This is a genomic window from Pseudomonas allii (assembly GCF_055380095.1).
On record NZ_AP039450.1, the window covers coordinates 1,621,087 to 1,636,314 of the forward strand.

General features: G+C 58.9%; 8 protein-coding genes. 1 reads left to right on the top strand and 7 read right to left on the bottom strand.

The features are described 5' to 3' along the window. Window positions 1-61: 61 nt before the first annotated feature. Complete coding sequence (locus ACZ445_RS07275) at window positions 62-2,302, top strand: autotransporter outer membrane beta-barrel domain-containing protein (protein WP_310862704.1); 2,241 nt, start codon at window positions 62-64, stop codon at window positions 2,300-2,302. A 116-nt stretch (window positions 2,303-2,418) separates the two neighbouring features. On the opposite strand, the gene ACZ445_RS07280 is transcribed toward ACZ445_RS07275, so the two are convergent. The 7 genes from ACZ445_RS07280 to ACZ445_RS07310 all read right to left on the bottom strand — a co-directional run bounded on the left by ACZ445_RS07280 (window position 2,419) and on the right by ACZ445_RS07310 (window position 15,103). Continuing rightward, window positions 2,419-6,066: a YncE family protein gene (locus ACZ445_RS07280; protein ID WP_179028872.1), complete on the bottom strand. Its 3,648-nt coding sequence runs from the start codon at window positions 6,064-6,066 to the stop codon at window positions 2,419-2,421. A gap of 140 nt (window positions 6,067-6,206) precedes the next feature. Then, window positions 6,207-9,614: a YncE family protein gene (locus ACZ445_RS07285; protein ID WP_464708157.1), complete on the bottom strand. Its 3,408-nt coding sequence runs from the start codon at window positions 9,612-9,614 to the stop codon at window positions 6,207-6,209. 124 nt (window positions 9,615-9,738) lie between these two features. Further along, complete coding sequence (locus ACZ445_RS07290; protein ID WP_464708159.1) at window positions 9,739-10,767, bottom strand: AbrB family transcriptional regulator; 1,029 nt, start codon at window positions 10,765-10,767, stop codon at window positions 9,739-9,741. After that, window positions 10,760-12,274, bottom strand: coding sequence for a tripartite tricarboxylate transporter permease (locus tag ACZ445_RS07295; RefSeq protein WP_058425153.1), 1,515 nt, complete (start codon window positions 12,272-12,274; stop codon window positions 10,760-10,762). The genes ACZ445_RS07290 and ACZ445_RS07295 overlap by 8 nt, the downstream gene beginning before the upstream one ends. A 1-nt stretch (window position 12,275) precedes the next feature. After that, window positions 12,276-12,734 (bottom strand): tripartite tricarboxylate transporter TctB family protein, encoded by a 459-nt coding sequence (locus ACZ445_RS07300; RefSeq protein WP_058425152.1) that lies wholly within the window; start codon window positions 12,732-12,734, stop codon window positions 12,276-12,278. Between the two features lie 59 nt (window positions 12,735-12,793). Further along, the gene (locus ACZ445_RS07305; protein WP_162276416.1) at window positions 12,794-13,783 is read right to left on the bottom strand and encodes a Bug family tripartite tricarboxylate transporter substrate binding protein; all 990 of its coding nucleotides are present in this window, start codon (window positions 13,781-13,783) and stop codon (window positions 12,794-12,796) included. A 27-nt stretch (window positions 13,784-13,810) separates the two neighbouring features. Next, entirely contained in the window at window positions 13,811-15,103 is a 1,293-nt protein-coding gene (locus ACZ445_RS07310) for an OprD family porin (RefSeq protein ID WP_464708160.1), read from the bottom strand. Window positions 15,104-15,228: the final 125 nt, after the last annotated feature.

Genomic DNA, 15,228 nt, shown 5'->3' on the forward strand with positions numbered 1-15,228 from the left:
TGAGTCGATACGTTTTGTAAATCGCCTGGCTTTTTCAGTCTATTTGACGAGAGGACATTCCGTGATTACCAAACGCTTTCGCTATTCCCGTTTAGCCGCCACTATCAAGGTGCTTGCTCTGTTGCCAATCTCGCTGGCAGCAACCGATGCCATTGCCCGTGATGTCTACGGCAACGAAACAATCGATTCGACTACGGCCAATGATTTTTACGTTATCAAACCCGGTGCCCATTTGACTGCTAACGGGGCGACGATGGTCTATGCCGAGGCCCGTGATGCTGAATTCACGATGAACGGCGGCCATGTTGTGGCCAGCACTCAAAATGGTTTGGCGCTCTATAACACTCGGGCGACCATCAACAACGCTGATATTTCCAGCTCGGGAGCGGTGGGCCTGGTCGTTGGGTTCAGTGATAGCAAAGGCTCGGTTGTTGTGGTTAATGACAGCACTATCAAAGGTGCGACCCAAGGCGTCACGTTGAGTGCGCTCAGCGACTTGACGCTCAATGGTACTCAAGTGGAGGGTGGGAACTTCGGCCTTCTGGCGTACGGTGGTCAACTGACGACTCACGCAAGCTCCATAAAGGGCGGCACCAACGGCATTTTTGTCGCTCGCGATGGGTTCCGTGACCCAGCTGCGCTGAACCTCGATCAAACCGAGGTTGTGGGAGAAACCGGTGCGGCGATTGTGGTGGGGGTGCCCATCACTGCCCAAATCAATGTCACCAATGGCTCAACCCTTGTGGGCGGCAACGGTAATATGTTGGAACTGACCAATGGTGGCTCGGCCAACATGTCGGTCAACAACAGCAACCTGGCCGGCAATATCCAGGTAGGCAGCGGCAGTGCCCTGGACCTGAACCTGGATTTCGCCGCCATGAAAGGCGACATCATCAACAACGGCGGCACTGCCAACGTGGGCCTGAACAACGGTGCGATCCTGACCGGTCGCCTGGAAAACGTCGACAAGCTGTCGGTCAACAGTGACGCCACCTGGGTGTTGGTGGATGGTCAGGATGAGCTCAAGGAACTGTCGATGAATGGCGGTAACGTCAAGTTCGGCGATTCGGATGCGTTTTACCAACTGAACGTGACGAACCTGAATGGCACCGGCGGTACCTTCATCATGAAGGCGGATTTCTCGACGTTGACCGGCGATTTCCTCAACGTCACCGGTACTTCCTCCGGCGCGCACCAGTTGTTGATCGCCAGCACCGGTGCTGACCCGTTGTCCGATGATCGTTTGCATGTCGTGCGCACTGCCGATGGCGGTGCGAGCTTCAGCCTGGTCGGTGGTCGTGTGGACGTCGGTACCTATTCCTACGGACTGGTCAGTGACAACCGCGACCACGATTGGTACCTGGACCCGGACAATAAAGTCATCAGCCCGAGCACCCACTCTGTACTGGCTCTGGCCAACGCGGCGCCGAGCGTGCTCTACGGTGAAATGACCAACCTGCGTACCCGTATGGGTGAGTTGCGTCACAGCGATGGCAAGTCCAGCGGCTTGTGGAGCCGAACGTACGGCAACAAGTTTGAAGTGAACAACCGCGATAAAGGTGTGCAGTACAACCAGGTACAGCGTGGTTTCACCCTGGGTGCCGATGTACCGTTGTCCGGTGGCGACGGCCAATGGCTGGCAGGCTTCCTGGCCGGTCACAGCACCTCCGACCTGGACCTGAACCGTGGCAGCAAAGCCACCGTCAACAGCTACTACGCCGGTGGTTACGCCACTTGGCTGGACGCTGAGAGCGGCTTCTACTTCGACGGCGTGCTCAAGTTCAACCGCTTGCACAATGAGTCCAACGTGGCGATGAGCGACGGCAGGAAAGCCAAGGGCAACTACACGCAAAACGCAGTGACTGCTTCGGCAGAGGTGGGCCGCCACATCAAGCTGGACGACGGCTTCTTCGTGGAACCTTACGGCCAGTTGGCCACGGCGATCATCCAGCGCCAGAGCTACGAGCTGGATAACGGCCTGCAAGCCAAGGGCGCGCGTACTGCTTCGGTGGTGGGCAAGGCCGGTGTGACCGCCGGGCGTGATATCCAACTGGACGGTGGCAGTGTGCTGCAGCCGTACTTGCGGACTGCCGTTGCCCATGAGTTCAACCAGAGCAACAAGGTGTCGGTGAACGGCAACAGCTTCAACAACGACTTGTCGGGTACTCGGGTTGAAATAGCAGCTGGGCTGGCCATGGCCGTGTCGAAGAACTGGAAGGTCCACGCCGATGTAGAGCGCAGCATGGGCAAGAGCGTCGACCAGCCGTGGGGGGTGAATGTGGGGGTGCGGTATGACTTCTAAGATCGTATAGACTCACCATCTGTAAAAAAGCCCCGTATCTTTTGATACGGGGCTTTTTTATTTGCGGTGTCCCGTCCTGGGCGGGCTGGAATTGTAGAGTACAGTCATAGAGAGGGTCACAGGTCGACCAACGCAATGGTACTTGATCGGAGGTTTGAGACTAGCAGACGCTTGCCGTCGGGCGTTACTTGTAAATATTGGGGGCCGTTGAAGCCGCTTAGTGTGTTCACAAGTTTCGGTTGGTCTTCTGAGGTGTCGAAGATGTGTACTTTATCAGTGCCGTGCTCTGTTAAATAAAGTCGCGCCTCAAAAGGGTGAGTGGCTACTCCTACAGCGTTGTTAAAGCCTTGATCTATATTTATTATAGTGTTGAGCAGGCGATCAAAGGTGCCCACGTTAGAGCCCGACGCGTAGTAGCCTTTATTGTCGGTGTTGGAGAAGGCAATGTCGCTGACAGGAAGGGAGAAAGGTGCATTGGAAATGAATACGTCTGCGTTTGTATCGAATCGACGTATCCCCCAAGAGCTTTGCCTGGTGTAAACGATATTTTCGGGCGATATCCAGAGCCGGTCAACTATCGACGAGGTGTTCGTAGTAATGTATTTTTCAACGTTGCCGGTTTGTGTATTGATTTTTGTTATTTCATAAAGAATATAACCGCCATTGTTGTAGTAGGTTGAAACGTAAGCATAAGTGCCTGTGCCGTTGATTCTGGTAATACCATATGGCGTTCTGTAGTTTAGCCAAACGCGTTGAAGAAGAGCGTAGGAGGCGGTGTCGTAAGCCTTAACGTAATTATAGTTTGATGCGATGCCTGCATTTTCTGTTATTAAAAGCTTAGTGCCGTCATTGTTTAAGGAGATTCCCCAGCAATTCGGCGCTTGTATTGTATTTACGACCCGTGCTTTTTCTATATCAATAACACTCACTGTTTTTGAGATGTAATTGAATACAAACGCAGTTTTGCTGTCTTTAGTTATTACAGTATGGTGCTCGCCGGCACCCACAGTGATGTGTGTTGACACCACAGGCTGGCGATTAATCCTGTAAGCAACCGACTTCAGCTTGATCGCACTGTGTTCATTCCCCGTTTCGTCAAGTGAAACACTCGCGTCGACGGTCACAGTAGCGCCGTTGGCTAGCCCTTTCAAATAGGAGTCATGTATCAAGTCATGCGTACGCTGTGCCGTAAACTCGGCGGCGCTCACCTTGATGCCTTGGCGCAGGAACAAGTCGGTAGAACTTTTCAGGTGAATGAAAACCGCTTGTTGCCGATTGAAGAAGGGCCACGCCTTGACCTCCACAGAGTTCGACTGGCTGGTATCGATCACGCCCCCGGTTGCTTCCGGTACGCTGGCCAGATCAAGGGTTTGCGCAGGCAGCGCATCCACGTTAACGGTCAGTGCAGGCGACTTAAAAACCTCGCCGTTACGCAGCACTTCAACATACGCCGTGAAGAACTCACCCACATAAGCCGCGACAAAGTTACTGAGCCAGGCAAACGTGATGTAGTCATGCCCCGCATCTGGAACACCAGGCTTAGGTGTTATAGCGGGCGTACCCAGGCCTGTCTTGCCCTGTATCACCAGTGTCACAAGGTCTGTGGCCAGCATCGCGTATTTGATCCTGAACGTGACCGTACGAGGGGAAGGCGTCCAGACGTGCAGCGGGTTAAGTTGTGTGAAGCAAGGTGACACGTAGGTGCCTTCGAGCAGACTCGGGCACTCGGTGAGTTTTAATTTCGCGCCTACATTGACGATCAATGGCAGGGATTTGAGCGGAGTATCGGTAGGCAGTGTCCTGACTTCCCAGTGAATTTTCATGGTGCCGTTTTTGTTTGCCAGCACAATAGCGCGTGGAATCGTGAAGTACAGCACAGAGCCAAACCAGATGGACGTTACTAACAGCCACGGGGTGGTGAAACTGCCACCGGGGTTGCTGCCAATGGCAACACATCGCACCTCGTCGTTCAGGGCAATGCTTGAATGTGGATGGACAAGCGCCTGCAGGTTGCCTTTGCTGACGAGCTCGTCAAACACATGTTCAGGCGGTGGTACTTGGTTTGATGTGGGAGGGGGCTGTGCCACCGTAATATCACCCACGGAGACGGTCGCTGATTTCGAGGGGTTCTTGGTGTCGTTATTGATCACGTAATACGTCTTGAAATAGGAACCCTCCAGAGGGGCGAATGTGCTTTGGTAGTCCAGAAAGAAATCGACTGGTCCATCAGCCACGATCTCAGTGAATGTCGCATACACAGGGTCGCCGCTGAGGTCCACGCCTTCGACGACCAGGTCGAGCTTGCCCCCGGGCTTCTGTCCGGAGGAGGGCACAGTTATTTCTACTGGATCGGTACCTAGCGGCAGGACTCCGCCCACGAGCCCGTGGACGAGGGGGGCTGGCAGACTGTTGTCGACCGGTGTGCCTCGCATGCTGTATATGACGGCATTGGAGCGAGCGTTCACTACACCCATCCGCAGCCGGGCGTAGGTAATGAACAAGCGGCCGCCCGTAAGTTTTTTGGCAAACTCCAATGGCAGGGGAACGTAAATGCGCACCACGTTGGGCTGTAGCACGTCAGCTGTTTCAGTATGTTTGAGGGTCTCACCTGTTGCGGTCAGCCCGAGATAGGTGACAACTATCTTGTCGTCCTTAAGCCAATTGTAATTTTTGATCGGTATTTCCAAGTCCAAGTTTTTCGATTGTGCACCTATATCAATGAAGTATTCGTTTAGATCCTCGTCGAGTTCGGATTGAGGTACATATCCCTCAGGCAGCAACTGGCCGGAGTTCCCGTCTATGGTGTTATCTATGTACCGTGGAACTGAAAAGCCGATGGATTGATTGCCTGCCTTGTCTCTTACAAACCATTCAAGAATGTTTACACCGAGCGTTACCAGCAACCAAGTGCCGTAGTTGATAGTGATAGAGATGGGCGCGTCGCCGGTGGCTTCAAAGTGAGTGACTGTATGGGGGACGAGCACACCGCCGATACTCACGTAGATCACATCACCCTCTTTGCGGTGGTGCACCGAATCCACCAGCGAATTCACCGGGTATTTCTCAATGAGTATTTTGATGCCTTGTTGAGCGGCGGCCGCGGTGATGATGCCGAAGGCTTCGATGTTGGGGTCTTCGAAGCGGGGACGCGCCAGGTTTTCATTGATGAGGGGGGTGCTGACCTGTGGGTCAACGCCCCCCGGCTCTTTTTGGTCTACCCAGATGCTCAAGACTTTGGTCTCGTCCGTGACGCCGCTCAAGCGTTTGACGAAGCCTTGCAATGTGTTGTTAGCCTGGTCGATAAACCGAGCGGAAGCAATCCTCAGGGTAATGTCCTTGCCGATTTTTGCATCATCATCGGTGACGGTGTAGTGGGCGACGATCTCACCATTGAGCTTAACCGTGACAAAGTCATTCTCTGCCTGTTCGAACCAGGCATAGAGGATGTAGATGACGCCGAGTGCGCTGACCGTCAAGGCGGCTTTGTTAAGGGCGCCGTCGGTGCCAGGTATGGGGGTGAGGTTGGGAATATAGGGGGTCAGATCCGCGAATCGCAGCTGAGTTGAAGGTAGCCTTTGAGTCCCGGGAGGGCAGCCGCCCATCGGGCGGCGGTCAGGTAGGCGTCCTACAGGTGTTTTGTTGGGTTTTTTACGCGGTACCGTCGCCACGCAGCCGTAGGGTAAGGCGGGGGGAGGGTTATGACCGTCTCCTGTAGGCAGGCAGTGACAGGGGAGGGACGACGGGGGATTGTGATCATGGGTCATGACGGGATACCTGTCTGGTTTTCAATCAAGGGTGCGACCGTGATCCACTGTTGGATAAAGTCGCTGCCTCGATTCAACGCTCCCTCTCATTCAGTGCCTAGCTGTGAGAAATGACAGTACCGACCAGCGGTATTCTCGGCTCACAGCACCACCACCGACACCGTGTTATTACGCGCATTGGCCACATAGGCATAGGTGCCGTCCGGTGACACCACCACGTCTCGTGGCTGACTGAACCCCGCATAGGCGCCGATCACGTTCTGAGTCCGCGTATCCATGAGGGTCAGCAAGTCGGCGCCGCTTTGTGTGATGTAGGCGCGCTCCAGTTTCGGGTGAAAGGCTACGCCATATGGGCGTTGCAGACCGCTCAAGGTCTGGCTGATTTGCAGCGTTGCGGTATTGCCGATCAACACTGTGCCTCGGTCGGGCTGGGTGATGTAGATGCGTTGCAGCAGGGGGCTGTGGGCGATTTGCTGGGGCTGCGAGACGATGTTCACTTGGCTGAGCTGGGCGTTGTTCGCCAGGTTGATGGCCCGCCAGTCAAACGCGCCGGCGATATGCGCGCGGGTGCCATCCGGGCTGATGGCGATGGCGCTGGGCCGGGTGGTTGTCACGCGGCTTACCACGTTGTGGTGGGTCGTATCGAAAATCACCATCTCTGAGGCGCCGTTGTCCGCTACATACAGGCGTGTGCCCGTCTTGTTCAGCGTGAGCCCGTGCACAGTGGTGAAGCCTGTGAGCGTGTGAAGGGTTGAATAGTCCTGCGTGCTGATCACGCGAACCGGTGTATTGGCGGCACTGCTGTTATCCGATACGTACAAGCGGCTGCCGTTGGGGTGCAGGGCCAGCCAGAGCGGTGAGCCTATGTTTGTAATCGTGTGGATGACCCGGTAGTTCTGTGTATCGATCACCGCCACGGATTTGGGTGTGGTGGTTTGGGTCACGTAAAGTCGCGTGCCGTCGGCACTGAGTGCCAGGTTTGTGGGCGTTCCGGCTGCGCGGATATTGGCCATGACCCCCTTGGTATTTTCGATGCGGTAGCTGACGGTTCCCAGCTTGACCGCGAAATCTTTATGCGCGCTGCCGTTGAGTGAAACGCGGGTCTCCACTGTCAGCGTACTGCGGTTGGGGAGCGAGCGCAGATAGGCTGCAGGCAAGCTATGTTCCACGCGCTTGGCCGCGAACTCTGGCGCACTCAGTGGCGTGCCCTCCCGTAAAGGCAGGTTGGCGACGCCATTGATGTCTATCCACACCGGCTGCCCGCTGCGCATGAAGGGCCACTCCAGCACCCGCACGCTGTGGGCTTTGCTGACATCAATCGCACCCGCCAGTGCCTGCGGCACGCTGACCCGGTCGAGGTGTTGAGCCGGCAGTGTTTCTACCGTGAGGCCCAAGATTTGCGATGAAGTGCTCGCACCACCTCGGGTGACGATATAGGACACGCTGGCCTGCCGACCGAGGTTGGCGGCAATCACTTGGTTGGACAGTGAGAAGTCGACATGACCGAGCGCTGGGTCGGCAGGTTTTGGCGCGATCACCGGCGTGCCCAGGCCGAATGTACCCTTGAAGATCGGCTGGATATCGTCTCCCGGCAACATCGGGTAGCGTACGCGCAGGGTGGCTATCGGTGCCAAGGGCGGCAGCACATGCAGGGGGTTCAACGTTGCTGTCGCGGGGCCGGTGACAGTGCTTTGCAGGATCAATGGCACGTCCAGTTGCAACACGCTCCCGACCTTCATCACCAGCGGTTGTGAATACAGCGTGCGCAGCCCGGGGCGTTCGAGGGTGTAGTAGATCCGGGCAGAACGGTTGAGGTTGGCAAGTACGTAGATGCGCGGGACTACAAACATCAAATCCTCGCCGAGCCAGGCGTCGGTGATCAGCCGCCGCATGGGGGGCGCACTGCCGCCCAGTGCGCTGCCTTCGAAGTACAGCACCACCGTTGTGCCCCGTACAAATGCCGCGTGCCACCTGACAGTGACATTGGCATTGGCGCGGGAGATGTCTGGGTCAAAGGTCGGGTCGGGTTCCGGCGCCTGGAGCACCTGGACCTTGGGCAACGCCACCATCGGCTCGCCGACCAGCAGGTTCAGGTCCTTTGAGGCGGGGCGATCTCCGAGCAAGTTGATGTAGTAATAGAGGCGCAGCGTGCCGCTTTCCAACTGGCGAATCTTACCGTCCTGGCCGTTGGCAAGATCGAAACTGATGTCCCCTGTGCCCGCTGGCAGGCGATGTTCCTCATAAAACCCATGGCCGTTGGCATACTTGCCGTCCAGTACCAGGGTCACGCAATCGTCGGGGTGTTGGCCCATGTAAGAACGGACTATGACGCTGACGGGATCGGTCAGCGGGTTGAGGACGCCATCGTTGGCTGCCGGCACTTGGGGCGCGTCCAGCTCGGTATCAACCGGCGTACCGGTTATCTGGATGAAGGCGTTCTCCGAAGGCACGCCAGGTTGACCTGGGCGAAGGCGCTCATAACTGAGTTGAATCAAGGCGCCTATCAGTAAACTCAAGTCTGCGTTTGGCCATGCAATATCGAGGTACTGGATAGCGGTTGAACCAACAGGGGTGCTGTAGATTTGCTCCACTTCCACCCCGGTCAAGGTACGCCCCCTGAGGCTGGCCCGAAGCGTGTCGCCGCTGGCCCAGCCTTTACCGGCTATGGGGAATCGCAAGGTTGCGCTCTTACCTGCGAGCTTGTCCGCATCCAGTGTGCCGCTGGGCGCCTCGACGATATGCCCTGAGTCCAGTAGTTTTTCGTTTGGATTAAGACGTACCTCGAGCATTTGTGTCGGCGAGCGACCGGGCGCGTAGTTACCCACTTCGTCCAGTACGTCATAAGCGCAGGCATGGCGGCCGCTGCCAATCTTCAGCCAGGTGCCGTAATTCACCGTCAGCGTGATCGGGTTGCGATGGCTGGCCTGGCCTTCGGTGACAGGGTGCTCGACGACTTCACTGCCGATGATCAGCCGGATCCGGTCGCGCACTGCGCGGTGGGTATTGGCGGGCAAGGTGGTGTCGACCGGGTAAAAACCGATGCTGACCGCAACACCACGCTGGGCTGCCGTCGAATCAATGAGGGTCTGGGCGGGTTGTGGGCGCGGCAGGTGCTCGTTGACCCAGGGCGGTGCCACGATGGGCTCGTTACCGGTCGGTGCCACCCGGTCGACCTTGAGGCTCAGGCGTTGGGTTTCCTCACGGCGTGAATCCAGGTGTGTGACAACAATGTAAACAGGCCCTACTGTTCCATCCGACAGGCGTGCCAAGGGGATACGCAAGACAATCGCTTTCTCCTCACGGGCTTCCTGTGCCGTGACCGTATGGGTATCGACCGGTATGTCGGGGTTGGCGCAGATCAGCGCGATGAAGTCGCCTTCGGCCTGGCTGGCATAGCTTCTCAAGATGCAAATAAGCCCGTCGTTGCCATGGGACTCGAGCAAGGCTTTGTTGACGCCGCCGCTAAAGCCGACCACCGGGACTTTCAACCCGGGAATATACGGTGCCAGTTGAGCGACAGAAGGGCGGACATTTCGTGCTGGGCGCATGATGATTATCTCGGGCTAGAGGGCGCGAGATGAGTTAGAGCACGTAGGAGGGGAGCGCAACAACTGTGAGATTTGACAGTTCAGACCAGCGGCCGTGGCGCGTTGTCAGCCACGCTCGCCTCGGTCAGGGTTGACGGTTCCAATGCCGAAACAACGGTTCCGCCAGAAACAACACAAATAACAACCGCATCACCTGCATCGCCGTCACCAGTGGCACCGACAGCTGCAGGGTCTCTGCGGTCAGGCTCATCTCGGCAATGCCACCGGGCATCATGCCCAGGGTCAATGAGCGCAGGTCCAGGTGGGTCAGGGCACTCAGACCCACCGCCGCCAGCGTCGCCAGTGCCATGGTCAACGCCGTGCCGATCAAGGTACGCCCCATGAACGACGGCGCTCGACGAAAGAACTGCCGGTTGAAGTGGCAACCCAGGCCACTGCCGATCAACCACTGGCCAATCTGGCTGCCGCCATCGGGCAGGCCGATATGCAGGTCCCAGACCACGCTGGCTGTGGCACTCACCAGCAACGGCCCGAACAACCAAGGGTTTGGCTGACGCAAGCGCTGCCAACCCCAGGCGACCAAGGCGCCCAGCGGAAACAGCGCCAGCAGCCACGGCCAGCTCACAGGTGCCGGATGAAACTGCGGTGTACCGCCTTCGAGCAAGTACTTGAAAATCGCCGGCACACACAGCACCACCACCAGCACCCGCAGGCTCTGGCCCGCCGCGACACGGCTCAACACGGCACCATTGCGTGCGCCGAGGTTGACCATCTCACCGGAACCACCCGGCATGCTCGAGAAAAACGCCGTGGCGCGGTCTTCACCGCTGCGGCGCATCAGCCACACACCGACCACGCTCGACAGGCTGGTGACCAGCGCGCCGAAGAAGATCAGCCCGAAGTGGCTCATCACCTGTTCGATCACCACTGGCGTGAAGTGCAGGCCAATGCCGATGCCCACCACCCATTGACCGCATTTGCGCCCGCCGGGAATCTCCGCCAACTGCCACGGCGTGAGGCAACGCACCAGGATGATCGCCAGCAGCGAACCGACCATGTACGGCAACGGCCAGCCAACCAGGCTGGCCAGGTAACCGCCGGCCAGGCCGACCAGCGGTGTTCCCCACCAATGTTTGAAGGTGGCCTCAGACATCGGCCACGGCACGACGCTGCAGGGCGCGCTTGCGGTAGATACGCAGCAGCGGGAAGGCCAGCATCAGCGCGGTCAGTACCCACACACCAAAGGTGATCGGGCTCGACCACAGGATCTCCAGCGCACCGTTGGAGATCGACAGCGCACGGCGCAGGTTCTGCTCCATCAGGCCGCCAAGGATAAAACCCAGCAGCACCGGCGACAGCGGGAAGTCGAGCTTGCGCAGGATATAGCCGAAGATGCCGATACCCACCATCAGGAACAGGTCGAAGGTGGTGGCGTGTACCGCGTATACCCCGATGGCGGTGATGATCGCGATCACCGGCACCAGCGCCCAGTTCGGCACGGCGAGGATACGCGTGAAGATGCGGATCATCGGGATGTTGAGGATCACCAGCATGATGTTGGCGATGAACAACGAGGCGATCAGGCCCCAGACGATGTCCGGTTGCTGTTGGAACAGCAGCGGACCCGGCGTGATGTTGTACAGCGACAGTGCGCCGATCATCACCGCCGTGGTGCCCGAGCCGGGAACGCCGAGGGTCAGCATTGGCACCAGGGCGCCGCAGGCGGACGCGCCAATCGCGGTTTCCGGAGCGGCGAGGCCGCGCATGTCGCCCTGGCCGAATTTACCGCTGGCACCGGCCAGGCGTTTTTCGGTCATGTAGGCAACGGCCGACGCCAACGTGGCACCTGCACCGGGCAGTACGCCCATGATGAAACCGAGCAGGCCGCAACGGATATTCACCACGAACACCGCGCCGGCTTCCTTCAGGTTGAACATCATCCGACCAGTGGCTTTGACTGCTTCCTGGCCACGGTGGGTTTTTTCCAGCAGCAACAGGATCTCGCTGATGGAGAACAGACCCAGTACCAGCACGACGAACTGGATGCCGTCGGTGAGGTGGATGTTGTCGCCGGTGAAGCGATACACACCGCTGTTGGCGTCGATGCCGACCGCCGAGAGGAACAGGCCGATCAGCGCCGCTACAAACGTCTTCAGCGGTTTGTCACCGGCCATGCCGCCGAGGCAGACAATCGCGAACACCATCAGTACGAAATATTCCGCCGGGCCGAAGGCAATCGCCCATTTGGCCAGCAGCGGCGCGAACAGCACCATGCCGCAGGTGGCGATAAACGCGCCGATGAACGAACTCCACGCCGACAACGACAGCGCCACGCCCGCCAGGCCTTTGCGGGCCATCGGGTAGCCGTCGAGGGTGGTCATCACGGTGGACGCTTCGCCCGGGATGTTCAGCAGGATCGAGCTGATGCGCCCGCCGTATTCGCAGCCCAGGTACACGGCTGCCAGCAGGATCAGCGCCGATTCCGGCGGCAGGCCCAGGGCGAAGGCGATGGGGATCAACAGCGCCACGCCGTTGATCGGGCCCAGGCCCGGCAACAGGCCGACCACGGTGCCGATCAGGGTGCCGCACAGCGCGGTCACCAGGTTGTAAGGGGACAGTGCAACGCCGAAGCCCTGGCCCAAGTAGCCGAAAGTATCCATATCAGTTCTCCAGAACGTCGAGCAGGCCGAGGGGCAGCGGCACATCCATGGCTTTATCGAACAGCAGGTAAAGACCGATCGCCATCAGGCTGACGATCACCACGCTGGGCAACCAGCGGCCGCCATACAGGCGCGCCATCGGGATGCCGATCAGCATGCTGCTGAGGATGAAACCCAGGGGTTCGAAGGTGCCGGCGAACACGATCAACAGCGCGACGCACACGCCGATCTTGATCAGGGTTTCGCGGTCCAGCGCGGGTTCTTCTTCGGTGTGCTTGGTGGGCTGTGGACGAAACAGCATGTAGATCAGTGCCAGGCTCATCAGCCCGAGCATCAGCAGCGGGTAGGCGCGCGGCCCCACTGGCTCGTAGGAAAACGACGCTTGGTACGGCCAGGCCATCAGCGCGAGGCCGGCGCAGGCCAGCAGCAGCGCGGCGGCGAAAATGCGTTGTAAGAGCATGTGGAACTCCTGGGCCACGCCGCTTGGCTAAAGGGCGTGGCCACACAAAAGAGGGGCGATTACTGGATCAGGCCGAACTCTTTGGCCAGCACTTTGTAGTCAGCCACTTGTTTCTTCACGTAGGTGTCCAGCTCCGGGCCGGTCATGGCGAACGGGAACAGCTCACGCTGGTCACGCAGCTTGGCGAACTCCTCGGAGGCCAGCAGTTTGTCGAAGGCGTCTTTCCACCAGGCGTAGTCGGCATCGCTGACTTTTGGCCCGAGGTAGAAGCCACGCACCACTGGCCAGACGATGTCGTAGCCTTGCTCTTTGGCGGTCGGAATATTCTTCATTTCCGGCTCGTCCAGGCGTTGCTCGGAGAACACCGCCAGCAGGCGCATGTCGCCGCTCAGAATGTGCGGCATGGAGTCGGAGATGTCGGTACTGCCCACCTGGATATGGCCGCCGAGCAGGGCGGTGGCGATTTCACCGCCGCCTTCAAGGGCGACATAACGCAGTTCGCGCGGGTTGATCCCGGCGGCCTTGGCAATCAGCGCGGTTTGCATCCAGTCCTGGCTGCCAACGGTGCCGCCGGAACCGATCACCACGCTGCCCGGATCTTTCTTCAAGGCTTTGACCAGATCGTCGAGGGTCTTGTAGGGCGAATCAGCTTTCACCGCGATAGCCCCGTAGCTGGTGCCGACCGCCGCCAGCCAGCGCACGGCGCTTTCATCGAAGCGACCGAACTTGCCCTGGGCCAGGTTCAACAGCGAACCGCTGGACCAGGCCACCAGCGTGCCGCCGTCTGCGGGGCGCTGGGCGACCACGGCGTTGTAGGCCACCGCACCCACGCCACCGGGCATGTAGGTCACGCGCATCGGCTTGCTCAACAGCTTCTCGTTGACCAGCGCGCTTTGCGCCAGTTTGCAGGTCAGGTCAAAACCACCGCCCGGCGAGGCCGGGGCGATGCACTCCGGGCGCTTGGGTTCGTCAGCGGCCAGCAGTTGACCGGCGAACAGCATGCAGCCGGCGGCGAGGGCCAGTTTACGCAGTGAAAGGGTCATGGTTATCTCCGTCTTTGTTGTTATGAGGGGTTACTACCAGAGCGCAACGCTATAGCTGACCAACACACGCACTTCATCCGCGTCACGGGCCGAGTAGTTGGAGCGGTACGTGGCGTTGCGCAGGCGCACGGCCACATCCTTGAACGTGCCGGCTTGCACCACATACTTGATCTCGGTGTTGCGCTCCCACTCCTTGCCGGTCTCGCCGTTCTTGAGCTTGATGTTGTCACCCGACAGGTAACGGCTCATGAAGCTCAGGCCGGGAATGCCCAGCTTGGCGAAGTCGTAGTCGTAGCGCGCCTGCCAGGAACGCTCTTCGGCGCCGGCAAAGTCGTTGATCTGCACGAAGTTGACCAGGTACGGGTCGCTGCCATCCACATAGGGGAAGGCGCTGTCGCCGGACATGTGCTGGTAACCGGCGCTGAGCTTGTGGCCGTTGAGGGCATAGCTGAACAGGCCGTTGAGGGAGGTGTTGTCGATCTTGCCGCCACGGGCGGCGCCGGTGTCATCGCTGATAGCCAGGCGCAGGTCGGTGCCGAACGTGCCGGGGCCCATCGGGCGCGAGGCGACCAGGCCGAGGAAGTGCTGGCGGTACACATCATCGAGTTGGGCGAAGTGGTAGCTGCCGGTGATCTTGTCAGCGAACTTGTAGTCGGCCCCGCCAAAGTTGAAGTGCTTGCCGGTGGCGCCGCTGACGAAGCGGCTGTTCTTGTTGTTGAGGGCGATGTCTTCGTAGTTGGTGTCGTCGCGGTCCTTGGCTTTGTCCAGGCGCCCGCCGGTGAACACCAGGTTCTTGAACTCCTTGGAGGTGATCAGGCCGCCGTTGAAGGTTTGCGGCAGGATGCGCCCGTCGTTGGGCTTGAGGATCGGCAGCTCGGGGATCAGCGAGCCGATCTTCAGCTCGGTGGCCGAGATCTTCACTTTGCCGGTCAGGCCCAGCTTGGAGTATTCATTGGCGGCGCGGCCATCATCATGGGTAGGCAGCAGGCCGGTGCCGGTGCGGTCGGGGCTGGAGTCGAGCTTGACCCCGAGCATGCCCAGCGCATCCACGCCGAAGCCGACGGTGCCGTCGGTGTAGCCCGATTGCAGGTTGAGCATGAAGCCCTGGGCCCATTCGTCGCGCTTGGATTGCTGGGCGCTGGTGCCGTCGCGGAAGTCGCGGTTGAAGTACATGTTGCGGGTTTCCAGGGTCGCGCTACTGTCTTCGAAGAAGGCAGCCTGGCTAAGCGGCGAAAAGCCGGCAAGGGTAGCAGCACTGGCGAGGGCGGTCTGGGTCAGGCGAGAAAAACGAACAGGCGAGGGGGCCTGGGGCTGTGTCGACAGCATCGTTGTGTACTCCGTTATTGTTCTTATTTTGGCGAAAACGCTTCGAGGCGTTTTTCGGGCGCTGTGGTTAAGGCAGCTCGGCGGGCATAGACCACCGTGACTGGATGCTAAAGGGCGAAGCTTTC

Excerpts from the sequence above, each read along its gene's own strand:
- ACZ445_RS07280 (WP_179028872.1), bottom strand. The coding sequence starts at position 6,066 with ATGACCCATGATCACAATCCCCCGTCGTCCCTCCCCTGTCACTGCCTG.
- ACZ445_RS07285 (WP_464708157.1), bottom strand. The coding sequence starts at position 9,614 with ATGCGCCCAGCACGAAATGTCCGCCCTTCTGTCGCTCAACTGGCACCG.
- ACZ445_RS07290 (WP_464708159.1), bottom strand. The coding sequence starts at position 10,767 with ATGTCTGAGGCCACCTTCAAACATTGGTGGGGAACACCGCTGGTCGGC.
- ACZ445_RS07295 (WP_058425153.1), bottom strand. The coding sequence starts at position 12,274 with ATGGATACTTTCGGCTACTTGGGCCAGGGCTTCGGCGTTGCACTGTCC.
- ACZ445_RS07300 (WP_058425152.1), bottom strand. The coding sequence starts at position 12,734 with ATGCTCTTACAACGCATTTTCGCCGCCGCGCTGCTGCTGGCCTGCGCC.
- ACZ445_RS07310 (WP_464708160.1), bottom strand. The coding sequence starts at position 15,103 with ATGCTGTCGACACAGCCCCAGGCCCCCTCGCCTGTTCGTTTTTCTCGC.